A 22,871-nucleotide genomic window follows, 5' to 3' on the forward strand; every position below is an offset into this window, starting at 1 on the left:
ACGGGATTTGACGGTAACACCTCCCGGGCGGGTACCCGCAGGCCGCACCCCAGGTGCGACACCACCGGGTCATCCGGACGACGCCCGGCGCTCAGGAAGCGGCAACCTCGGTCGATGACCGGGTGACCTGCCGGGGCGGTACGGCCACCGTCGGCGCGGCGTCCGACGTCGACCCACCCACGGTCGGCTCCGCCGGGTCGTCGGCGTCAGCGGAGCGGTCGGCCGGAGCGTGCGGGGGCGGCGCGACAGCCCCGAGCGCGCTCGCGCTCGGGGCGCTGATCGGGCGGGGATGGACCGCGCCCAGCGGCCCACCACCGCCGGTCGGGCCGTCACCCCCACCGGCCGGGCCGACCCCGCCGGATCCCGAATCGTCGTCGGCGCCGTCCCCACGGGAACGGCCCGGGACCGGCCGGGTGCGGTCGGCGGCATGCCGGAGCACCCGCAGCGACGCCAGAGCCGCCATCGGCACCACCAGCGCGGCGGCAGCGCCCATCACGTCCAGCGCCGCGCCGTCGAGCACACCGCCGAGCATCGCGGCGACCACGGTGCCCGCCAACGCGGCCCGAACAGCCGGGTAGATGCCGAACAACCGCATCAGCCCGCCCCACGGCTGCAACAGGGCGAACCACACCAGCAACCCACCGGCCAGCGCCAACACGGTCAGCGGGCTGTTGACCAACGTCTCGAAATTCTCCGTGCTGGACCGGTGCACGGTGAACCCACCCGTGCCGTCGCCGAGCGCGGAGAGGAACCGACCCAGACTGCCCCGCTCCGCCGCCGGACGGCGCAGGTCCACCACGGCGAACCCGATGCCGACCGCCAGGGCGGCCATGGTGGCCCAGGCCAACCGGCTGACCGTCAGCCAGCCACCGGCGCTGATCACGGCGGCGACGCTGACCCCGGCGGTGAGCGCGATCGCACCGACCGGATCGGCACCCAGGTACGGGCTGCCGACCACCACCACGGCGAGGCCACCCACGGCCACCATCACCGCCGGCCGCCAGCCGCGCTGCACCCGTTGGGCGAGCCACCCCCCGCTGAGCAACGCGCCGGCGAGAAACACCCCCAGGCCCACCGTGCTCAGCCCGGCGTACCGGCCACCCTGCAACGCCGAGTAGCCGACCACGCCGTTGAGCTGGAGGCGGGCCCCCGTGAGCACGTCCAACCCGACGACAAGTGTGGTGAGGCCGGCCACCGCGCCGACCGGGCCGAGGGTGCCCGCGTACCCGGGGGCGAACCGGACCGCCGCGGTGCCGGCGGCCACCAGCAGCGCCGTGACACCCGCGAAGATCCACCCGGGGTGCCCGCTCCGCCACCAGGGCACCGCGTCGGCCAGCAACGCGGCCGGCACGGTCAACGCCGCCGCCACCAGCACCAACTCCACCACCGACACGACCCGCGCGGACACCGGCGTCGGCCCGCTCGGCCCGGCCTGCCGGCGTGCCCGGCGCAGCAGCGGCAGCACCGCGAGCGCCAGCAGCACCTGCACACCGGCGAGGAACGTGAAGAACCCGCCGGAGACATCCCGCTGGGCGGCCGCCTCCCGGTCGGCGTCCGCCGGGGCGTTGATCGCGTCGGCCAGGTCGGCCGGACGGCCGCCGGTGCTCATCGCCGGACGGCCGAGGAACAGTTGCTCCGGCATCGGCCGGCCCAGCGCGGCGAGGGCGGTCGGCGCGAGGTCGACCAGTTGCAGGTAACCGTCCCGGCCGGTGCTGGCCGACGTGAGCCACCCCCGCTCCCAGCCCGGCCCGTCGGCGACCGCCACGTGCAGCCGCGACGGCTGGGCGGTGTCGGAGACCCCCGCGACCAGCACCAACGACCGCGGTGGCCGGGCGGCCAGCACCCGGGCCAGTTGGGCGTCCGCCGCTCGGGCCTCCTCGGCGCGGGTCGCCGGGTCAGTCCCCTTGACCGTGCCGAGGTCGACGATGCTCAGCACGCACGAACCGAGCAGCACCCGGGGATCGGCCGGCAGCGCCGAGGCGTACCGGTCGACGCGGCCGAACGGGCGGGCGGCGGCCACCGCCGCACCCGGGCCCACGGCGACGGAACACCGCACCGACTCCGACAGCGATCCGGGCACGGCGCCCCAGGGCAGACGCTGCTGGTTGTACTGGACCACGCCCTCCTGGTCGGGCAGGTTCGCGCCGATGCCGTCCGGTTGTTCGACGGCCACCCCTGCCGCCGGGCAGCCACCGGCCGACCGGCTGCCGTTCCACGCGGCGAAGCTGCCCGCGCCCAGGGTCAGCCAACCGTCCACCGGGCAGGTGGGTCGGTGCGCGGAGCGCACCGACAGCGAGCCGATCGACCCCTCCTCGGCCATCCGCCACAACGTCGGGGTGCTCTGCGGATCCACGTCCTCCCAGCGCAGCCCGGCGATCCCGGCCAGCACCACGAAGTCGGCGGTGCGTTGCGGGGTGCCCTGCGGCGGGCGGGCGGCCAGCGCGGTGACGCCCAGCGACACCACGAGCAGGGTCAACAGGGCGGGGGCGAATCGGCGCAGCATCACCGGTGTCCCGTTCTCGGGGCGTCGGAGTCCGGGGCCACCGAACCGGTGAGGTCCGCGGCCACCTCGGCGTAGAGGGCGGCCAGCGCGGCGACGGTGTCCGTCTCGGTCGGCCACGTCGCCGCCCGTTCGGCGCCGCGCCGGCCCAGCTCGGCCCGGGCCACCGGGTCGTCCAGCAGCGCGCGCACCGCCGCGTCGACCGCGTCCACGTCGCCGGCGGGGACCAGCGTGGCGGCGTCACCGACCAGCTCCGGCAGCCCGCCGACCGCGGTCGCGACCAGCGGTACGCCGGCCCGCAACGCCTCCTGAGCGAAAAGCTGCCGGGCCTCCCAGTCGCTGGTCACCACCGCCAGGTCGGCGCCGGCGAGCAGGTCGGCCACGTCGGTGCGATGCCCCAGCAGGGTCACCGGAGCACGGGCCGCGGAGGTCCGTGCGGCCAGCGGCAGGTAGGCCGGCCCGCTGCCGGCGATCACCACGACCGGCGGCGGGGTACGCGTACGCCAGCGGGCCGCCGCATCGATCAGGACGTCGTACCGCTTCTGCGGGTGCAGCCTTCCAACCGAGACGATCAACGGCTGGTCCGGTCGGACCCCGAACTCGGCGCGTACCGCCGCCGGGCGTCGACGTGGCGCGGGCAGCGTCGGCGCGGCGACCGGGGCGAGTCGGGCGTCGGCGGCGCCCAGCGCGGCGGCCCGTTGCACCAGGTCCATGGAGGCGCCGAGGGCCACCCGGGCACCCCGGGCCACCACTCGTTCGACGAGTCGGGACACCCCGCCGCGCAACCCGCCCGCGAGCACCGCGTTGTGCCAGGTGAGGATCAGCGGGGCGGCGGGACGGGCCAGCACGGCGACCAACCCGGCACGCAGACCATGGGCGTGCACCACATCGACCCGGGCGGCGGTGAGCACCCGACGCAGGGCAAGCACTGCCCGGGCGTCGGCCGGAGTCGGGCTGGCCGGGATCTCCACCGGCTCGAAACGCGCACCGACACCGGTGAAGTCGAACTGTTCCTGGGTCGCCGCCGGCCCGCAGACCAGGACGGTCGCACCGCCCGCGACGAGGCCACGTGCCACCGAGCGGACGTGCTGGCCGACCCCTCCGGTGCTGGACGCGAGCACCAACGCGACGGTGCCCGACCAGCCGGCAGGCAGAGCTGGCTCACTCATCGAGTTGCCGTCTCCTTCCCGTCGCCCCGCTCCGGCGTCGACGCGCCCGGCGTCGGCCCTTCGCCCCGGCCCCGCAGCCCCCGCCGGCCCAGACGCCGCAGCACTCCGGCGAGCAGTGGCTGTACGTCCCGCCGGTCGACGAACCAGACCACGGCGAGGAACACAACCCCGACAAGAACCCCGGACAGCATGCCCTGACCGAGTGCCGCCGCCATCGTCGGGGTGCCGCCGCCCGGCGTGTCGAGCCACTGGATGACGCCGAACCCGGCGAGCGCGGCGAGCGCCCCGGCCAGTACGCCGGCCGCCCCGGCCCGGCCCGCGCCGGCCAGTGCCGGACGGCCGGCGCTGCGCAGAACCGCCGTGAGCAGCAACGCCCCGAGCACCAGCATGCCCACCGAGTTCGCGACGGTCACCGCGAGCACCCGGTCGGCGGTGGGGAGCAGGGCGGTCAACGGCAGCGCCACGGCCGGCACGACCAGCCAGCCGAGGGTGATCGCCACGGTCGCCGCCCGGGTGTCGCCGCGCGCGTACAGCGCGCGGGACAGAACCGCGAACAGCCCGTAGCCGAGCAGGCCGGGGGCGAAGCCCATGATGGCCGCCGCGGTGGACGCCGGATTGTCCGGGTAGAAGACGGCCGCGATGGGCTGCGCGGTGGCGATCAGCGCCGCGACGCCCAGGCAGCTGAAGAGCAGCACGCCGCGCACCGTCGCCGACAGGGTCCGTTGATAGCCGGCCTCGTCACCCGCGGCGGACGCGGTGGCGAGCGTGGGATAGGACGCCACCGCCAGCGGCACGGCGAGCACCGCCCAGGGCAACAGGAAGATGGCCTGGGCCAGGTTGAACACCTGCGGGGAGCCGGTGGGGCCACCGGAGACGCGGTTCAGGATCACCAGGAGCGCGACCTGCTGCGCCGCCACCGTCACCGCGCCGGCCGTGGCGAGCCCGCCGATCCGCGTCCGCGCATCGGCGGTGAAGGCGTACCCGAACCGGGGCCGCAGCCGCAGCTGACGCAGCGGGATCAGCAGCGACAGGGACAGCACGACCACGCCCAGGGTGGTGCCGGCAGACAGGAGCAGCTCACCGCTGCGGCCGACCTGGGCCACGGACGCGCCACGCCCCTGGGCGGCACCGAAGGCCAGATAGACGACGACCACGGTGAGGCTGGACAGCAGCGGCGCGATGACGGGCCAGGCGAAACGCCGGTGCGCCTGAAGGACCCCGGTGAGCACGATGCCGATCCCGTAGAGCGGCAGTTGCGGGGCGAACACCCGCAGCATCCGCGCACCGGCGGCCAGTTCCGACGCCGACCGCCCCTCGCTGATCAGCGAGATGATCGGGTCGGCGAACAGGACGACCAGGACGGCGAGGGGAACCAGCAGGCTCACCGTCCAGGTGAGCAGGGCCCCGGTGGTCGCCGCCACCGTCCGCCGGTCCTCCGCCGCGACCGCGCCAGCCAGCAGCGGTACGACCAGACTGGCCAGTGCCCCGCCGGCGACGATCTCGAAGACGATGTTCGGAACGGTGTTCGCGATGACGTACATGCCGCCGAGGTCGCTCTGCTGTACCACCCAGGTGAACACGGCGGTACGGCCGAAGCCGGCGAGCCGGCTGAACACGGTGAGGACGGCGATGAGCGCGGCTGCCCCGGCCAGCCGGCCGGCGCCGGCGAGGGGTGCCGGTCTGGTCACGTCAGTCGGCGCGTCGGCCCAGTGCGTCGAGCTCGCGCAGCCCCGGGGTCCGCTGGATCACGGACGTGAAGCTGACCTTCTCGCTGGCGGCGGTGAGGCCGGCGAGCACGGCGAGCAGACCTGCCCGGCCGAGCGGGCCGGTACGGGCGGCGAGCGCGACGCCGAGCAGCGCCCCGAGCGCGTTCGCGCCGCTGTCGCCGAGCATCACGTCCTCGGCCAGGTCGTCGCGGAGCAGGCCGGCGGCGGCGCCGGCCGCGCCCGCGGCGATCCCGCCGTGCGGGCCGCCGGTCAGCGGCGCGGCGAGCAGCAGCCCGGACTTGAGGGCACGGCCTGGTCGCAGGTCGAGAAGGTTGAGCAGGTTGGCCGTGCCGGCGATCACGCCGGCGCCGAGCAGCACGTCGACGCCCCGGCCGAACGCTCCGTGGCGCTGCCGGCGGGGGTGCGCGGCGACCCGGGGGTCGGCGGCGAGCAGCGCGGCGGCGCCCAGCCCGGCGGCGCCCACCCCGACGACCTTGATCAGGCCTGCGGTGACCCGTCCTTCGCGCAGGGCGGCGAGGTGACCGGCGAAGCCCTTGGCCGCCTTCTGCTCCGGCCGGGCGCCCACCACGTCGTCGTACAGCCCGACGCCACCGGCACCGAGGCCGGCGACCAGGGCGGCCCCGCCGGAGGCTCCGCTGGTGGCACCGAACGCTCCGGCGACAGCCGCACCGGCGGCCAGCGCCGGCCCGGCGGCCAGGGTCACCGTCCGGCCGCGGAAGTTGGTGCGCTGCAACGCGGGCTCGGCCGGGGAGGTACGCACCTCGCGCAGCGCGTAGCGGGCCGCCGCGGCACCGGCTCCGGCGATCAGGAGCCGGCCCAGCGCTCTCACGCCGCCGCCTCGTCGGTTACGGACACGGGGGTACGTCGTTCGCTCACTGGGGCAGTCTAGGCAGCAGGGACGCGGCGTTGTCGCCGACGCCGTACTGACCGGCCTTCTTTTCGCTGAGTTGCTGCACCAGGGCGAGGCTGGTGACCAGCTGGCCCTGCACGGTGTTGGCGTTGTCGACCGTGGAGATGGTCTGGGCGAGCACCGGGTCACCGCGGACCACGGCCACCAGGTTGCCGCCGACGGAACCGTTGCCGGCCACCACGATCGACCCGGTCCGGTCGAACTGCTCGGCGATCTTGACGACCGACTCGTCCCGCTTGTCGGAGTCCTTGTCGACGTACGGCTGGCCGCTGACCACGACGACCGCCTCCGCCGAGCCGGTGACCTTGTTGTTGTCGGTGGTCAGGTAGCCGGCGTTGTTGTACGCGGCGAGCACCGCCCGGCGGTCGGCGTCGCTGACCGGCGCGGTGCCCTGGGCCCGGTCCAGCAGGACGCTGGCCAGCAGCGCGCTGGAGGTCTCGACGCCGTGCCCGTTGCCCGGCAGTCCGGTGGTCTGCGCGGTCGGCCGGGCGGCGGTGACGGCCAACTCCAGCAGGTTGGAGTTGTTGTCCGGGTTGATGAACTTGTCCTGCAGGTCGACCCGGCCGGCGATGGTGGCCCCGCCGAGTTGGAGCTTCTTGAGCACACCCTCGGTGTGGTCGCGCCCGTTGGGCAGGCTGAGCACCACCACGCGGCGCCCGGTGAGGGTGCCCGGCAGGACGACCTGCGACATCTCCTCGGCGAACTCCTCCTCCAGCGCGAGCTGCTTCTCCATGTTGCTGACCGTCTGGCGCCACTGCTGGTTGTCCTTGCGCAGCCCGGTGACCTGCTCCTTGAGCGAGTCGGCGACGGGGCCGTTGAGGGCGGCTGTGCCGACCACCAGGCCGATCGCCAGAGCCAGGAAGACCGCGGTGAGGGACACCACGTGGTAGCGGAAGTTGATCACGCTTGCAGCCTCTTGATCGGTCGGGAACTAGAAAAGCCGGTACAGCTGGAACACGAAATTGTCCCACCACTCGGCGACCACGCCCAGGTACGCCTTCCCGACGGTCGAGACGGCCACCGCGGACGCCATGGCCGCGATCGCCGACAGCACCAGCAACAGCAGCGACGAACCCGAGATGCTCTGCCGGTAGAGCCGGCTCACACCCTTGGCGTCGACCAGCTTGCCACCGACCTTCAGCCGGGTCAGGAACGTCGAGGCCATCCCGCCGCGACCCTTGTCGAGGAATTCGACAAGCGTGGCATGGGTGCCGACCGCGACCAGCAGCGAAGCACCCTTCTCGTCGGCGAGCAGCATGGCCAGATCCTCGCTGGTCGCCGCGGCCGGGAAGAGAACCGCCGGCACGCCGAGGCCGTTGACCCGGGGCAGGCCGGGCGCCCGCCCGTCCGGGTACGCGTGCACGATCACCTCGGCGCCGCAGCGCAGCACGTCGTCGGTGACCGAATCCATGTCGCCGATGATCATGTCAGGGGTGTACCCGGCCTCGACCAGCGCGTCCGCGCCGCCGTCGACGCCGATGAGCACCGGCTTGAACTCCCGGATGTACGGGCGCAGCACGTCCAGGTCGTCCTTGTAGTCGTAGCCGCGCACCACGATCAGGCAGTGCCGACCCTGCATCTGGGTCTCGATGTCCGGTACGCCCACACCGTCGAGCAGCAGGTCGCGCTCCTGGCGGAGGTAGTCCATCGTGTTGGCGGCGAACGCCTCCAACTGCACCGACAGACCCTCCCGGGCATCGGCCATCGCCTTGGCGACCGACTCGGTGTCCTGCAGGCTGCCGTGCGCCACCGGCTCGTCACCGGCGAAGACCGTGTTGCCCTCGATGCGCACCTGGTCGCCCTCGCGGATCTGCTCGAAGACGCCCTCCCCCAGGTCGTCCAGGAGCGGAATGCCGGCGGCGACCAACACCTCCGGGCCGAGATTCGGATAACGGCCGGAGACCGAGGGCTTCGCGTTGAGCACCGCCGCGACCCCGACAGCTACCAGGGAATCGGCCGCCACCCGGTCCAGGTCGACGTGGTCGATGATCGCGATGTCACCGGGGCGCAGCCGACCGACCAGGCGTTTGGTCCGGCGATCAAGGCGCGCGGTGCCGAGGACTCTGCCCGGTTCGGAGTTCCGGTTCCGGCGCAACGTGGGTAGACGCATCGTGACCATCCTGGCATGTGGGGCAGGCTTTTCTGTCGCGACATGCCTGAGCAGGGCCGCCTACCCAGGGAAGCACACGCCGGCACAGGCCGATGTGCTTGCGCTCACAATACGCGGCGTCACAACCTTCTTTCCTTCGCCGCCACTGCCAGAAGCTCCTCGGCGTGGGCGATACCCAGATCCGAATCCGGCAAACCTGCGAGCATCCGGGCCAACTCCCGGGCCCGCTCGGTGTCCTCCACGACCCGCACCCCGCTGGTGGTCACCGCGCCGCCGGTGTCCTTCGCCACCACCAGATGCCGGTCGGCGAACGCGGCCACCTGCGGCAGGTGTGTGACGACCAGCACCTGGTGGCTGCGGGCCAGCCTGGCCAACCGCCGGCCGATCTCCACCGCCGCCTGACCGCCGACCCCCGCGTCGACCTCGTCGAAGACCAACGTGGGCGGGCCACCCGAGCCGGCGAAGACCACCTCGATGGCGAGCATCACCCGGGACAACTCACCGCCGGAGGCCCCGCGCTGCAACGGCAACGACGGCGCGCCCGGGTGGGCCAGCAACCGCAGCTCCACCTCGTCACCACCGTCCGGAGTGACACCCACCTCGACGCCGTTGACCGCCAGCGTCGGCTCGGCGCGCCCGGCCGGGCGGGGCAGCACCGCCACCTCGATCCGCGCGTGTGGCATGGCCAGTCCGGCCAGCTCGACGGTGACCTGGTCGGCGAAACGGATCGCCGCCTCCTGCCGGGAGGCGGACACCCGCCCGGCCAGGTCGGCCACCTCGACGGCCAGCCGCTGGCCCTCCCGCTCCAACTCGTCGAGCAGATCGTCGGACGTCTCCAGGTCGGACAGTCGGGTGCGAGCCCTCTCGGCCCAGGCGATCACCCCGTCGACGTCGTCGGCGTACTTGCGGGTTAGCGCGCGCAGCGCCGCGCGCCGCTCGTAGACGTGCTGCAACCGGGCCGGGTCCGCGTCGAGCGTCGCCAGGTACGCCGACAGCTCCGCCGACACGTCGGTGACCAGCGTGGCCGCCTCCTCCAGGCGGGCCGCCAGCTCACCCAGCGCCGGGTCGGTGCCAGCCTGCGCCTCCAGCGTCCGTCGGGCGGTGCCGAGCAGCACCGCCGCGTCGGGTGCCTCGTCGGCGGCGTCCGCACCGCCCGCCACGCACTGCTGGGCAATCTGCGCGGCCGTCCGCAGCCCCTCGGCGTGCTCCAGCCGCTGCGCCTCGGTCTTCAGCTCGTCATCCTCACCGGGCTGAGGATCGACCCGGGTGATCTCGTCGAGGCCGAGCCGCAGCAGGTCGGCCTCCTGGTTGCGCTCGCGGGCGTTGCGCCGCCGGTCGGCCAGGTCGTCGACCACCCGCCGCCACCCCGTGTACGCCTCGCGCAGCGCGTCGAGCAGCTTCTCGTGCGCCGGGCCGGCGAACCGGTCCAGTGCGGCCCGCTGCTCGGCCGGGCGCAGCAGTCGCAGCTGGTCGGACTGGCCGTGCACGGCCACCGCCTGCTCACCGACCTCACCCAGCATCGACACCGGCATGCTCCGGCCGGCGACATGGGCGCGGGACCGCCCCTCCACCGTCACCGTGCGGCTCAGCAGCACCGAGCCGTCCTCGTCGGGCTCACCACCGGCCTCGATGATCCGCGCGTGCACCGCGTCGGCGACCCGCCCTTCCAGGCGCAACCGCCCCTCCACCACGGCCCGGCCGGGTTGGGCGCGGACCCGCCCGGCGTCGGCCCGACCGCCGAAGAGCAGGCCGAGGCCGGTGACCACCATCGTCTTGCCCGCACCGGTCTCGCCGGTGATGACGTTCATCCCGCCGGTCAACGGCAGCGTGGTGTCGTCGATGACGCCCAGTCCGGTGATACGCAGCTCTTCCAGCACAGCCACCGACAGTAGACGCGAGGCCCGACAGTTGACCAGCCGACGGGCCCGGGTGCGACCGGCACCCGGCCGACGTACAGTTCTGCCCCGTGCTGGACGTGATCGGCCTGACTGCGGCTGAGGAGGAGCTTTACCGCTGCCTGCTCCAGCTCACCACGGCCCGCGTCGACGAGTTGGTCGGTCGTCTGCACCGGCCGCGCGAACAGGTCGTCGCCCAGGTCGAGGCACTGCGCAGCAAGGGCCTTGTGCAGGCCACCGACAACGACCCGGACGCCCCGCTGCGCCCCACCGCCCCCGACGTCGCCCTCGGCGCCACGCTGCTGCGTCGCCAGGAGGACCTGGAGGCGGCCCGCCGACGGGTCACCCAACTGGCCGAGGAGTACCGGTCCGGGCTGCGGCGGCACCACGTCGACCACCTCGTCGAGGTGATCACCGGCGCCCGGGTGCTCCGCGACCGTCTGCGCGATGTGCAGAATGCGGCGCGTACCGAGGTGCTCTGGTTCTGCCGGGCCAATCCCCTCGCCATGGCCGGCCCGGAGAACGTCGAGGAGTTCGACGCGCTGGCCCGCGGGGTGAGCTACCGGGCCATCTACGAGCGTGACCTGCTGCTGGAACCGGGCGCGCTGGCCGACCTGGCCAAGGGGGTCGCCGCCGGCGAGCAGGCCCGGGTCCTGGACCGGCTGCCAGTCCGACTGGCCATCGTGGACGCCCGCACCGCCATCTGCCCGTTGGTGCCGGACCGCGACGGCGGCGAACCGAGCGCCGCCGTGATCGGCCGCAGTCAACTGCTCGACGCGCTGCTCGCCCTCTTCGAGAGTCACTGGCGGGTGGCCACCCGACTGCGGCTCGACGACCCCCTCGCCGTTCCGGCCGCCGAGAGCCGACGGCCGGACCCCGACGACCATCCGGGCGACGGCTACCAGCCGGACGCCGACGAGGCGCGGCTGCTGTCGCTGTTCGTGGCCGGCGTACCGGACAAGTCCATCGCCTCCCAGCTCGGGGTGAGTCGGCGGACCGTGCAACGGCGGATCGCCGACCTGATGGCTGCCGCCGGCGTGGACACCCGGCCCGGTCTGGCGTTCCAGGTCGCCCGGCGCGGCTGGCTCTGACGCCGAAGGGTCCGCCGTCGGTCGACGGCGGACCCCTACCCGTGCGGGTGGGGCGGCTGGCCGCCCCACCCTGCCCAGGTCAGCGCAGCCCGTACGCCTGGAGCACCGTCTGGTCGACGGTGTTGCCGGCCCGGTCCGTGGCGTGCACCCGCAGCGACACCGTTCCGCGTCCAGCCGGCACGGTTGCGGTGTACCGGGTGCCCGACCCCGAGGTTTGCGCGTTCCGCCAGGTGCGGCCCCCGTCGAAGGAGACCTGCACCCGGACCTTGGTGCCGCTGGGCGCGGGCACTCCGGCCGGCTGGCGCAGGGTCAGCCCCACCTGGTGCGGACGGTTGCCGCGTACCGTGCCGAGCAGGTCGGCCGGCACCCGGTAGTCCACCTGCAGCAGCGACAGCGGTTTGGTGGCGTCTCCCGCCGGTCGGGCCGAGGTGAACTCCCAGGCTGTGTCGGTCCGGGTGGCGTAGCGCCACTCGGTCGAGGACCGCCGCGTGGTCAGGTCCAGCCGGTAGCGGGCCGACCCGGCCGTGGTGGGCACCGGCGCCCAGCCGCCGGACAGATCGGCGATCTGCTGCCCGTTGCGGCTGACCCGGGCCTCGACGGTGTCCGACTCCTCGCTGTCGCCGGCCACGCTGTAGTGGCCGTCGGCGTCGACGAACTCGGGCACCCGCAGGTTGAGGCTGTCACCGGTGCGCGTGGGCACCGGCGCCCCGCTGGCCGGTACGGCCGGGCGGACCACCGGCGTGTGCCAGGTCTCGGTCTCCCGGTCGTCGGCGGCGTAGCGCCGGGGCTCCTGGGTCAGCCCGCCGGTCAGCTGCCCCCACTGCATGAACATCGACTTGTGCAGCACCCGGTGCTGCCACCAGTTGTCCCCGGCGCTGACGAACTCCTGACGGGTGGTGCCGTTGCGGATCAGGCGCTGGTCGTCGTTCCAGGAGTACTCCTGCCACGGACGCCAGCCGAACCGCTGCTCGGTGGCCCAGCCCGCGCCCGTGTCGCCGTAGCTCACGGTCACCTCGGCGGTGTTCTTCGCGGTCACGGTGTGCAGGATCCGCTCCGGCACCCGATCCTTCGACACCTGCCACACGTCGTAGAGGTAGGGGCTGTCCACGGTCAGCGTCAGGTCCAGCGTCGCCCGGCCCTTCCTGGACGCCACGATCAGCCGCTGCCCGTCGTCGTACGCCACCACCATCGACGGGATCGGCAGCCGGTCCCCGGTCGGGCGCCACACCGTCCAGGCGCTGAAGTCCGCCGCACGGACGATCAGCACCGCGGCGGCACCGGCGGCCGCGGCGGCGGCGATCTGCTCGTCCTCCGACCGGTCGGGGTCGGCGGAGAGCAGCGCGGCGGCGCCCCGCACCCGGGTCAGATCGGCGGGCGTCCCGGTGCCGGCCCAGACCAACGGCAGCTTCCGCCGGCCGGTCGGCGCCGGAGACGTTCCCACCAGGTTGATGTCCAGCGGACCGGACACCCCGCTGATCTTCGCGTCCACCATGGGCGCGACGAGCTGCCAGCGCGAGGCGAACTCGAACTCGCCCTGGCGCACCGGGCGGGTCGGCGTGACGTTGACCTGCTGAACGGTGCTGTAGGTCATCACACCGTGGTCGACCTGTCGGCCGTTTCCGAAGACCCGGTGCTCGTAGAAGCTGATCGTCGACCGCTGCTCCGAGGGCTTCGGCGTCTCGATCCGCACCGGAGTGCCCTTACGCGGGTCGAGCACCACGGTGACGTCCCGATCGACCATCAGCTCCGGGTCGGTGACCAGGGTGATCTGCTCGTCCAGCGGAGCCCCGTGCTCGATCAACGCCTGGACCAGGTACGGGCCCTCCTCGACCTGCACGTGAACCTCGCCAGCGACCCAGCCAAGCCAATCGGACTCGGGCTGCTCCCCGAACAGGGTGAGCACCGACGCGACACCCGACTGCCCCTGCATGTCCAGCGCCCGCACGGTCACGGTGTGCAGCGGGCCGCTGAGGGTGAGCGCGACCGCGGTGCGCACCGCGACACCGTCCGCGCCGGTGGCCACCAACCACCCGCTGTGCAGGCCGCGGTCCAACTTCGCCGGGTCCGCACGTAGCGCAACGGCGACGCTGCCGCCGGCCGGCACGGTCACCTCCGCGCCGCCCACCGAGACCCCGTCGGTCTCGGCCGTGCGGGTGTCCAGGTTGCGCAGCTCCAGGGCCAGGCGCAGGGTCTGCGAGGCCGCCGTGCCGTTGGTGTACGTCACGGTCCGCTCGGCCGTCGCCGCACCGGTGCTGAGCCGGCCGAAGTCGGCGGTGCCCGACCCGTACACCCGCTGGCCAAGTGCCCGGGCCACGTCGACCCGGCCTGCGCCCTGCTCGAACACGGTCAGGGCCGGGTTCGCCTTCGTGGTGCTGACCAGCGCGTCCTTGAGCTTCCCGGCGGCCCAGTCCGGATGTTCCTGAGCGAGGATCGCCGCCGCGCCAGCCACGTGCGGAGTGGCCATCGACGTGCCGGACGCGGTCGTGTAGGCGTCGCCCACCGGCGTACCCATGGTGGTGCCGGCGGCTCGCGCGGCGATGATGCCGACGCCCGGCGCGGTGATCTCCGGCTTCAGGCCGTTGTCGCCGAGCCGCGGGCCCCGGCTGGAGAACTCCGCCAGGTTGTCGTTGCGGTCCACCGCCCCGACGGTGAGCGCGGCGGCGGCCGCGCCCGGAGCGCCGACGGTACGCGCCGCGCCCTCGTTGCCGGCGGCGACCACGAAGAGGGCGCCGGTCTCGGCGGTCAGGTCGTTGACCGCCAGGCTCATCGGGTCGGTGCCGTCGGTCGCGGAGCCACCGAGGCTCATGCTGACCACCTTCGCGCCGGAGCGGGCGGCCCACTCCATGCCCTCGATGATGGACGAGCTGTAGCCGGAGCCACCGTCGTCGAGCACCTTGCCGATCAGCAACTGCGCGCCCGGGGCGACTCCCTTACGCAGCCCGTCGGACGCGGCGCCGCTGCCGGCGATGGTCGCCGCCACGTGGGTGCCATGGCCGTGCCCGTCGCGGGCGCTGCCGCTGCCGGAGAAGTCCTGCGCCTCGGCGATCCGGCCGGCCAGGTCGGGGTGGGTGGCGTCGACGCCGGTGTCGAGCACCGCAACCTTCACGCCGGTACCGTCCCGACCGGCCGCCCAGGCGATCGGAGCGCCGATCTGCGGCACGCTGTGCTCCAGCGTCGGGCGGACCTTCCCGTCCAGCCAGATCCGGGCGACACCGGCGCCGAGCGTGGCCGACGAGCCGGCAGCGACACGCTGACCAGGCGTGCCCCGCAGGGACGTCCACAGGCCACCGAGGTCACCCTTGCCGACCCGTAGCGCCGCGCCGTTGATGCTCTCCAACGGTCGCGTGTCGGTGGCGCCGGCGAGCGCCCTGACCCGCCCGGCGGCCGGCTCCTGATAGCGGACGATCAGCGGCAACGCGCCCTGCGCGCCGTCGCCGTACCCGTCAGCGGCCAACTCCTGCACGTCGAACAGGTCCGGGTCGAGCACCCCCGCGGAGAGGTACGGCACGACGTCGCTCGGCAGCACCCGCAGCCCGCCGTCGACCTCGACGGTCTGGAAGGTGATCCGGTTGCGGCCAGGGCCGGGGCGGACGGTGGCGGTGACCCGGCCAGGCGCCGCCTGCACCAGGTCGACCTGGTCGCCGGTGATCAGAGTGATGCGAACGGGCGCGACGCCCGGGGCGGGCGTGCCCGAGTTCGAGCCGGTGGGCCGGGCGGGCGGGTCGGCGGACGCCGGTGCGGCAAGGCCGACCACCAATGCGCCGACCGCGCCGACGGCGAGCCAGCGTGGGGACCAGTGCATGCGATGTGCTCCTCTACTCCTCCAGGCCCGTCATCCGTGGATGAGGGCCGATCGGAGTCTGCGACGGAGCCTGTCGCCAGGTCACTAGTCGTCGACCGCCGCAGCGGCGACATGTCGTCAGGTGGACAGCTGACGTCCACCGAGGGTGTGTGCCACGATCACCGGCGGCTGCCGCGCCAGCCGTGCACGGGAAGGCCGAACTTGGCGACCAGCCGGTCGGTGAACGGTCGGGCCCGCAGCCGCACGATGCGCACCGGCAGTGCCCCCCGCCGCACCGTCACCCGCGCGCCGGGTGGCAGGTCGTAGACGCGCCGCCCGTCGCAGCAGAGCACGGCCAGGGTGGTGAACGGGTCGACGGTGATCACGAAGGTGGACGTCGGGGCCGTGACCAGCGGGCGGCTGAACAACGCGTGCGCGCTGATCGGCACCATCAGCAGCGCCTCCACCTCCGGCCAGACCACCGGCCCGCCACCGGAGAACGCGTACGCGGTGGAGCCGGTCGGGGTGGCACAGACGACGCCGTCGCACCCGTAGCGGGACAGCGGCCGCCCGTCCACGTCGACGAGCAGCTCAAGCATCTGCGCCCGCTCGCCCTTCTCGACGCTGATCTCGTTGAGCGCCCAGGACTCGATGGTCGGGCCACCGTCGAACTCAGCGGTGACGTCCAGGGTGAGTCGCTCGTCGACGGTGTAGTTGCGCCCGACGACGTCACGGACCGCGGTGTCCAGGTCGTCGATCTCTGCCTCGGCCAGGAAGCCCACCTTGCCGAGGTTGATGCCGAGCAACGGCGCCTTCGCCGGACGGGCCAGCTCGGCGGCGCGCAGGAAGGTGCCGTCCCCACCGAGCGCGAAGACGATCTCGGCGCCCTCGGCGGCCAGCGGGCCAGCGACCGGCACCACGCCGGGCAGGTCGAGGTCCTCGGCCTCGTCGGCCACCACCCGTACCTCGAAACCCGCGGCGATCAGGTCGGCGGCGACCGACCGGGCGTGCTCCGTGCTGCGCCGACGGCCGGTGTGGGTCACCAGCAGCGCGGTCCGGCTCATCGGGCCACCCGCCCGCCCGGGACCGGACGGCGTCGCGCCACCGTCGCCATTGCCCCGAAGCGGCCGCGTGTCGTCCCGCGGACCGTTCCGGTGCCCTCGCTGCGCGCGTTCACCCTGCGATCTCCTCCGCCGCCGCCGCGCCCGGCACGTCGCCGGCCGTCGTCAGGCCATCCGGCCCGGCCGCCACCACGGCCCGCACCCGCTGCGGGTCGGCCGGTGGTGCGCCCCGGCGCAACCATACGAAGAACTCCACGTTGCCGCTCGGCCCGGGCAGCGGGCTGGCCGCCACGTCGGCCAGCCCGAGGCCGAGCTTCGCGGCCGCCACGGCCACGTCCAGCACCGCTTCGGCGCGCAACTCCGGATCGCGGACCACGCCACCTGCGCCGACCCGATCCTTGCCGACCTCGAACTGCGGCTTGACCATCAACGCCAGGTCACCGTCATCGCGGGTGCAGCCGGCCAGCGCCGGCAGCACCAACCGCAACGAGATGAACGACAGGTCGGCCACCGTGAGGTCGACCGGGCCGCCGATCACGTCCGGATCGAGGGTACGGACATTGGTGCGTTCGAGAACGCGGACCCGCTCGTCGGTACGCAGCGACCAGGCGAGCTGCCCGTAGCCGACGTCCACGGCCACCACCTCGGCGGCGTCAGCGCGCAGCAGCACGTCGGTGAAGCCACCGGTCGAGGCGCCGGCGTCCAGGCAGCGCCGCCCGGCGACACGCAGCCCACCGGGGCCGAACACGGCCAGCGCGCCCGCGAGCTTGTGCCCGCCCCGGGAGACGTACTCCTCGGTCGGGTCCTCGCCGGTGACCAGCAGCGGATCGGCGGGGTCGACCATCGCGGCGGCCTTGCGCGCGACCACCCCGCGCAGCTGGACCCGGCCGGCCTCCACCAACGCGGCGGCCTGCTCCCGGGAACGGGCCAAACTGCGGCGGACCAGTTCGGCGTCCAGCCGGTTGCGACGTGCCATGGGTGGTTCTCCGGTCTGCTCAGGCCTGGTCGTGCCGCTCAGGTCTGGTCGATGGTGGCGAGGGTCTCTCGCAGCGTCTCGTAGGCCGCCTCGTACTGCGCGATCTGGTCGGCCGGGGCAAGCGTCGCCGCGTTGGCCATGGCCTGCACCGCCGCGTCCACCGCCGGGTGCCGCGCCATGTCGTCCCCGACGTCCGGCAGCGGCCCGGGGCGGGCGCCCACCGGAGGGCCGGGCCGGGCGGCGAACGACCCACCGGCCGGCGGGCCGGGACGGCCACCGGGCGGCGGGCCGGGACGCCAGTCGCCGGTCACCGAGGGCTCCGGCCGGAGGCGACGGCGCTCATTCGGCGCCGTCCGGCGGCTGCTTGCGGACCGCCTTCTTGGCGGGCATGACCGCTGGAGTCGGGGCATCGTCGTCGGTCCGGCTGATCGCCGCTGGCGGCTTCTTCACGATCGCCTTCTTGGCGATCGCCTTTTTCGCGACGGCCTTCTTCGCGACAGCCTTCTTGGCCACCGGCGCGGAGACCGGGGCACCCGCCGAGGCGTCCGACGGCACGAGACCGGTGCCGGGCTGCGCGGCGAGGGTCGGGTCGGGTTGCGCCATGGGGCCGGCGGTCGGCGCGTTGGCCGGCTCGGCGGCGCGCGCCTCGCGGAGCTGCCGTTCCAGGTCGTGCACCCGTCGGGTCAGCTCGGCCACCTCGTCGGAGGTGGCCAGGCCGACCGCGCCGAGGGCCCGATCGACCTCGAAGCGAACCAGCTTGGTCAGGGCCTCCCGGTTGGCGGCGCCGGTGGTGATCAACTCCTCGCCCAGGGCCTGCAGTTGGGCGGCGGTCGCGCCGCCGGAGCCGACGAGACGACGTGCCACGTCCTGGGCCTTCTTCCGGGGCGCCTCCGCAAGGCCCAGGGCCAGCTCGAGGTAGGCGCGCCACGCGTCCTGCATGCCTGAGTCCTTCCACGGGGCGAGGTGTGCAGGTGTCACGCTACCGGGCACCCCGGACTGTCCCGTGCGGTACGGTGCCGAGGACGGCGTGGCGATCAACGAGGGGGAGACGTGGCCAGCGTGGACGAGTGCCGGCAGGCATTACAGGAGCTGGCTGCCCGGCTGGATCGCAACGCCGAAACGGTGCGCGAACGAATCGACCTGGACCGGACGCTGGCCTGCCGGATCACCGACCTGGACACCGCGTTCCACGGCCGGATCACCGGCGGTCGTCTGGTCGAGCTGACCGACGGCGACGACCCCCAGGCCAAGATCGCGCTGAGCACGTCCAGCGATGACCTGCTGGCCCTGGTCCGCGGCGATCTGGACGTGACCGGCGCGGTGGCCTCCCGCCGGGTCTCGATCAAGGCCAACCCGTTCGACCTGCTGAAGTTGCGCAAGCTGCTCTGACGAGCGCCGGTCAGTTGACCCCGGTCACGCCGCAGCGGAAAGACCGAAGCTCTCCAACGCGTGTGCCGCGTCCGGGCCGATCGGGCGGATCTTCGGCAACGCCGGAACCGATGCCGACCAGGCTGCCGCGCAGAGCGCGGCCAACGCGTCCAGCGGCCGACCTGACCCGGCCAGCTCCAGCGTGCCGTCGCGGTCGGTCACGGACCAGCCGCCAGCGTCCACCGGGCCCGGGACCCGCACCGCGGCAACCGGGTCGAAGAGCCCTGCCAGGTCCCCCGCGACGTACGTGGGGCGCCGCTGCGGCCCAGCGGCCAGCAGATCCGGTACGCCGCTGACGCCCGTGAGCACGAGCAGGCTGTCCAGCCCGGCACGGCGGGCGCCCTCGATGTCAGTGTCCAGCCGGTCGCCCACCACCAGGCTCCGGCCACCGCCACTGCGCCGGGCGGCGGTCTCGAACAGTGCCGACTCCGGCTTGCCGACCACCACGTCCGGATCCCGCTCCAGCGCCGTACGCAGCACAGCGACCAGCGAACCGTTGCCCGGCAATGGTCCCCGCCCACTGGGCAGCGTCCGGTCGGTGTTCGTGGCGATCCAGAGCGCACCGGCCCGCACCGCGACCGAAGCTTCGGCCAACTCGGCCCAGCCGACCTGTGGGCCGTACCCCTGCACCACCGCAGCCGGTTTCTCGTCGGCTTGAGTGACCGGGGTCAGGCCGACCGCGCGCAGCTCCGCGCGCAGCGCCTCCGCGCCGACCACCAGCACCGGCGCACCGGCAGGCAGTCGGTCCCGGAGCAGCTCGGCCGAAGCAGCGGCGGAGGTGAGCACCTCCTCCGGCCGGGCCGGCACGCCCATCCCGGTCAGCAGGTCGGCGACCTCGCTGGACCGGCGGGACGCGTTGTTGGTGGCGTACGCCACCGCCCGTCCCTCGGCGTGCAGCCGGGCCACCGCCTCGACGGCGCCGGGGATCGGCCGGTCGATCAGGTAGATCACCCCGTCCAGGTCGAAGACGACCAGGGTGTACCCGTCGACCAGCCGCTCCCCCGCGCCCCCACTCACCGCTGCGTCGACCCCGACTCGTCGTCCCGCGCCGGAGCGGTCCCGTCGACGGTCACCGCATCGCCGGACGTCACGCTGCTGTCAGCAGCGGTGTCCGCGCCGGTGTTGCCGCCCTGGGCTGGGTGACTGTCCTCGTCCTCGTCGTCGAAGCCCTCGTCGTCGCCAGAACGGCCGGCAGTGCCGCCCTCCTCGTCGTCGTCGAAGTCCTCGCGGTCTTCATCGTCGTCGTCGTCTTCATCGTCGTCATCGTCGTCGTCATCGTCATCGTCGTCGTCATCGTCGTCTTCGTCGTCGTCATCGTCGTCTTCGTCGTCGTCATCGTCGTCTTCGTCGTCGTCTTCGTCGTCGTCATCGTCGTCGTCGTCGTCATCGTCGTCGTCGTCGCTGACCAGGTCGGCGTCAGGTCGGGCCGGCACCGCGCCGGGAGCACCCGGACCTGCGGCCATCTCCTCGGCGGCCTCGTCCTCGTCGTCACCCTCGATGACCACGCCGTCGAGTTCCAGCAGCCGCTCGGCGGCGTCGGTCTCGCCCTCGGTGTCCACGTCGGCGGCACGGGAGAACCACTCGCGGGCCTCCTCGCGCCGGCCCACGGCGAGCAGCGCGTCGGCGTACGCGTAACGCAGCCGCGCCGTCCACGGCACTGTGGCCTCGCTGGTCAGGTCCGGGACCTGGAGCATCGCCACTGCGGCGTCCTTCTGCCCGAGGTCACCCCGGGCGCCGGCGGCGACGATCAGCAGCTCGATAGCCACAGCCTGGTCCAGCTTCTCCTGGTCAGCGCCGCGGAACAGGTCGATGGCCCGCTCCGGCCGACCCAGAGCCCGCTCACAGTCCGCGAGCACGGCCAGGTGGCTCTGCAGCCCGCTCATCCGGTGGTACGTGCGCAACTCGGCGATCGCCGTCTGCCACTCCCCGGCGTGGTACGCGGCCAGACCGACCGCCTCACGGACAGCAGAGATGCGCGAAGCGAGCCGCCGGGCGGCAAGCGCGTGCGCCAACGCCTCGGCCGGGTCCTCGTCGATCAGCTGGCCGGTCGCAACCAGGTGCCGGGCCACCGTCTCGGCGACCGGCTTGTTCAGCGAGAGCAGCTCAGCGCGAACGTCCTTGTCGAGGTCGGTCGCGACGATGTCGTCCGGCAACGCCGGGGCCGAGCTACGCCCGCCCTCGAACGACTCGGAGCCGCCAGCGCGGTCGTCACGGCGGAAGTCTCCCTCGCGACGCGGCCGCTCGGCGGCCCGGAAACCACCGTCGCGGTCACCGCCGCGGTAGCCGCCTTCGCGGTCGCCGCCACGGAAGCCACCCTCGCGGGGGCCGCTCGGCCGGGAGCCGTCACGGTCGCCGCCACGGAAACCACCTTCACGGGGCGCGCCACCCTCACGGCGGTCGCCGCCACGGAAACCGCCCTCACGGGGCGCGCCGCCCTCGCGACGATCGCCGCCGCGGAAGCCGCCCTCGCGGTCACCGCCACGGAAGCCACCCTCACGGGGCGCGCCGCCCTCGCGACGATCGCCGCCGCGGAAGCCGCCCTCGCGGTCACCGCCACGGAAACCACCCTCACGGGGCGCACCACCCTCGCGACGATCGCCGCCACGGAAACCGCCCTCGCGGTCACCACCACGGAAGCCACCCTCACGGCGGTCACCGCCGCGGAAGCCGCCCTCACGGTCACCCCCACGGAAACCACCGCCCTCACGCGGGCCACTCGGCCGGGAGCCGTCACGGTCGCCACCACGGAAACCACCCTCACGGCGGTCACCACCACGGAAACCACCCTCACGGGGCGCACCACCCTCGCGACGGTCACCGCCACGGAAGCCGCCCTCACGGGGCGCACCACCCTCGCGACGATCGCCGCCACGGAAACCGCCCTCGCGGTCACCGCCACGGAAGCCACCCTCACGCGGGCCACTCGGCCGGGAGCCGTCACGGTCGCCACCACGGAAGCCACCCTCACGGCGGTCACCGCCACCGAAGCCGCCCTCACGGGCCGCACCACCCTCGCGACGGTCACCGCCACGGAAACCGCCCTCGCGGTCACCGCCACGGAACCCGCCGCCCTCACGGCGGTCACCACCGCGGAAACCACCCTCGCGCGGAGGACCCGAGCGCGAACCATCACGGTCGCCGCCACGGAAGCCGCCCTCACGGGGCGCACCGCCCTCACGGCGGTCACCGCCACGGAAACCACCATCGCGGTCACCCCCACGGAAGCCACCGCCCTCACGCGGGCCACTCGGCCGGGAGCCGTCACGGTCGCCACCACGGAAACCACCCTCACGGCGGTCACCACCGCGGAAACCACCCTCACGCGGAGCACTCGAGCGCGAACCATCACGGTCGCCACCACGGAAGCCACCCTCACGGGGCGCACCCGGACGCGAGTCGCCGCGGTCGCCGCTGCGGAAACCACCCTCGCGACGATCCCCGCCACGGAAGCCGCCTTCGCGGTCACCGCCACGGAAGCCGCCCTCGCGGGATGGGCCGGAGCGGGTGCGGTCGCCACCCTGGTAGCCGCCCTCACGACGATCCCCGCCACGGAAACCACCATCGCGGTCGCCACCGCGGAAACCGCCGCCCTCACGGCGGTCACCACCGCGGAAGCCCCCCTCACGTGGAGCACTCGAGCGCGAACCATCACGGTCGCCGCCACGGAAACCACCCTCGCGCGGAGCGCTGGACCGCGAGCTGTCCCGGTCACCACCGCGGAAACCACCCTCGCGCGGGGCACCTGAGCGCGAACCATCACGGTCGCCACCGCGGAAGCCACCCTCGCGGCGGTCACCGCCACGGAAGCCGCCCTCACGCGGAGCACTCGAGCGCGAACCATCACGGTCGCCGCCACGGAAACCACCCTCGCGCGGAGCGCTGGACCGCGAGCTGTCCCGGTCACCACCACGGGAACCAGAATCGCGGCCGCCGGCGTATCCGCCTCGGGCGCCGCCACCGCTGTCCCGGTCTCCCCGGTACGGGGGACGGTCGCGGTCGTCGCGACGCGGGCCGCGGTCGCGCCCACTTGGGCCGTCAGTACGGTCTTCGTTGCGACGGGGACGGTCTCCGTCCTGCGGTCCTGAACTCACAGGTACATCCTTCCTGATTGCGCCACCAATGGCGCTACGCAGTCGAGGGCCGACCCAAATGGGCGCCCCTCGACTGGAAGATTGTCCGGCGGTGTCCTACTCTCCCACACCCTCACGAGTGCAGTACCATCG

At 73.7% G+C, this 22,871-nt stretch carries 16 protein-coding genes; 2 read left to right on the plus strand and 14 right to left on the minus strand.

All coding sequences use genetic code 11. The annotated features are described in order from the left end of the window. Positions 1-91: 91 nt before the first annotated feature. From ABZS37_RS23325 to recN, 7 genes are all read right to left on the minus strand, one after another. Positions 92-2,503 (minus strand): hypothetical protein, encoded by a 2,412-nt coding sequence (locus ABZS37_RS23325; RefSeq protein ID WP_355172144.1) that lies wholly within the window; start codon positions 2,501-2,503, stop codon positions 92-94. After that, positions 2,503-3,669 (minus strand): glycosyltransferase family 4 protein, encoded by a 1,167-nt coding sequence (locus ABZS37_RS23330; protein WP_355172110.1) that lies wholly within the window; start codon positions 3,667-3,669, stop codon positions 2,503-2,505. Before ABZS37_RS23330 ends, ABZS37_RS23325 begins: the two co-directional genes overlap by 1 nt. Beyond that, the gene (locus ABZS37_RS23335; RefSeq protein ID WP_355172112.1) at positions 3,666-5,357 is read right to left on the minus strand and encodes a lipid II flippase MurJ; all 1,692 of its coding nucleotides are present in this window, start codon (positions 5,355-5,357) and stop codon (positions 3,666-3,668) included. Before ABZS37_RS23335 ends, ABZS37_RS23330 begins: the two co-directional genes overlap by 4 nt. A 1-nt stretch (position 5,358) precedes the next feature. Further along, positions 5,359-6,225: a hypothetical protein gene (locus ABZS37_RS23340; protein ID WP_355172114.1), complete on the minus strand. Its 867-nt coding sequence runs from the start codon at positions 6,223-6,225 to the stop codon at positions 5,359-5,361. Positions 6,226-6,268: 43 nt separating this feature from the next. Further along, entirely contained in the window at positions 6,269-7,210 is a 942-nt protein-coding gene (locus ABZS37_RS23345) for a copper transporter (protein ID WP_355172116.1), read from the minus strand. A 27-nt stretch (positions 7,211-7,237) separates the two neighbouring features. Then, on the minus strand, positions 7,238-8,416 hold the full coding sequence (steA, locus tag ABZS37_RS23350) for a putative cytokinetic ring protein SteA (RefSeq protein WP_355172118.1): 1,179 nt from the start codon (positions 8,414-8,416) through the stop codon (positions 7,238-7,240). A gap of 119 nt (positions 8,417-8,535) precedes the next feature. Further along, positions 8,536-10,293 carry a DNA repair protein RecN gene (gene recN / locus ABZS37_RS23355; protein WP_355172146.1) on the minus strand — a complete coding sequence of 586 codons (1,758 nt, stop codon included), beginning with the start codon at positions 10,291-10,293 and terminating at the stop codon, positions 8,536-8,538. Between the two features lie 89 nt (positions 10,294-10,382). On the opposite strand from recN, the gene ABZS37_RS23360 reads away from it, so the two are divergent. Beyond that, a complete protein-coding gene (locus tag ABZS37_RS23360; protein ID WP_355172120.1) occupies positions 10,383-11,402 on the plus strand; it encodes a helix-turn-helix domain-containing protein in 1,020 nt (339 codons plus the stop codon). A gap of 79 nt (positions 11,403-11,481) precedes the next feature. On the opposite strand, the gene ABZS37_RS23365 is transcribed toward ABZS37_RS23360, so the two are convergent. From ABZS37_RS23365 to ABZS37_RS23385, 5 genes are all read right to left on the minus strand, one after another. Further along, positions 11,482-15,204, minus strand: coding sequence for a S8 family serine peptidase (locus ABZS37_RS23365; protein ID WP_355172122.1), 3,723 nt, complete (start codon positions 15,202-15,204; stop codon positions 11,482-11,484). A gap of 158 nt (positions 15,205-15,362) precedes the next feature. After that, complete coding sequence (locus tag ABZS37_RS23370; RefSeq protein ID WP_355172124.1) at positions 15,363-16,247, minus strand: NAD kinase; 885 nt, start codon at positions 16,245-16,247, stop codon at positions 15,363-15,365. Between the two features lie 109 nt (positions 16,248-16,356). Beyond that, on the minus strand, positions 16,357-17,220 hold the full coding sequence (locus ABZS37_RS23375; RefSeq protein ID WP_355172126.1) for a TlyA family RNA methyltransferase: 864 nt from the start codon (positions 17,218-17,220) through the stop codon (positions 16,357-16,359). Positions 17,221-17,258: 38 nt separating this feature from the next. Continuing rightward, entirely contained in the window at positions 17,259-17,630 is a 372-nt protein-coding gene (locus tag ABZS37_RS23380) for a hypothetical protein (protein WP_355172128.1), read from the minus strand. Beyond that, on the minus strand, positions 17,560-18,159 hold the full coding sequence (locus ABZS37_RS23385; protein ID WP_355172130.1) for a hypothetical protein: 600 nt from the start codon (positions 18,157-18,159) through the stop codon (positions 17,560-17,562). Before ABZS37_RS23385 ends, ABZS37_RS23380 begins: the two co-directional genes overlap by 71 nt. Before the next feature lie 111 nt (positions 18,160-18,270). Here ABZS37_RS23385 and ABZS37_RS23390 point away from each other — a divergent pair, with 111 nt between their 5' ends. Further along, a complete protein-coding gene (locus ABZS37_RS23390; RefSeq protein WP_354997658.1) occupies positions 18,271-18,609 on the plus strand; it encodes an SCP2 sterol-binding domain-containing protein in 339 nt (112 codons plus the stop codon). Between the two features lie 24 nt (positions 18,610-18,633). On the opposite strand, the gene ABZS37_RS23395 is transcribed toward ABZS37_RS23390, so the two are convergent. Both ABZS37_RS23395 and ABZS37_RS23400 read right to left on the minus strand, forming a co-directional pair. Further along, positions 18,634-19,665 (minus strand): HAD-IIA family hydrolase, encoded by a 1,032-nt coding sequence (locus tag ABZS37_RS23395; protein WP_355172132.1) that lies wholly within the window; start codon positions 19,663-19,665, stop codon positions 18,634-18,636. Next, positions 19,662-20,717 carry a hypothetical protein gene (locus tag ABZS37_RS23400; protein ID WP_355172134.1) on the minus strand — a complete coding sequence of 352 codons (1,056 nt, stop codon included), beginning with the start codon at positions 20,715-20,717 and terminating at the stop codon, positions 19,662-19,664. Before ABZS37_RS23400 ends, ABZS37_RS23395 begins: the two co-directional genes overlap by 4 nt. Positions 20,718-22,871: the final 2,154 nt, after the last annotated feature.

Origin of the sequence: Micromonospora sp. NPDC005413, from assembly GCF_040606435.1 — a bacterium.
Classification (GTDB): Bacteria; Actinomycetota; Actinomycetes; order Mycobacteriales; family Micromonosporaceae; genus Micromonospora.

Bases quoted from the DNA above. Each gene is read 5' to 3' on its own strand.
- steA (WP_355172118.1), bottom strand. From the start codon at position 8,416: ATGCGTCTACCCACGTTGCGCCGGAACCGGAACTCCGAACCGGGCAGA.
- ABZS37_RS23385 (WP_355172130.1), bottom strand. From the start codon at position 18,159: ATGCAGGACGCGTGGCGCGCCTACCTCGAGCTGGCCCTGGGCCTTGCG.
- ABZS37_RS23370 (WP_355172124.1), bottom strand. From the start codon at position 16,247: ATGAGCCGGACCGCGCTGCTGGTGACCCACACCGGCCGTCGGCGCAGC.
- ABZS37_RS23330 (WP_355172110.1), bottom strand. From the start codon at position 3,669: ATGAGTGAGCCAGCTCTGCCTGCCGGCTGGTCGGGCACCGTCGCGTTG.
- ABZS37_RS23325 (WP_355172144.1), bottom strand. From the start codon at position 2,503: ATGCTGCGCCGATTCGCCCCCGCCCTGTTGACCCTGCTCGTGGTGTCG.
- ABZS37_RS23365 (WP_355172122.1), bottom strand. From the start codon at position 15,204: ATGCACTGGTCCCCACGCTGGCTCGCCGTCGGCGCGGTCGGCGCATTG.
- ABZS37_RS23380 (WP_355172128.1), bottom strand. From the start codon at position 17,630: ATGCCCCGACTCCAGCGGTCATGCCCGCCAAGAAGGCGGTCCGCAAGC.
- ABZS37_RS23375 (WP_355172126.1), bottom strand. From the start codon at position 17,220: ATGGCACGTCGCAACCGGCTGGACGCCGAACTGGTCCGCCGCAGTTTG.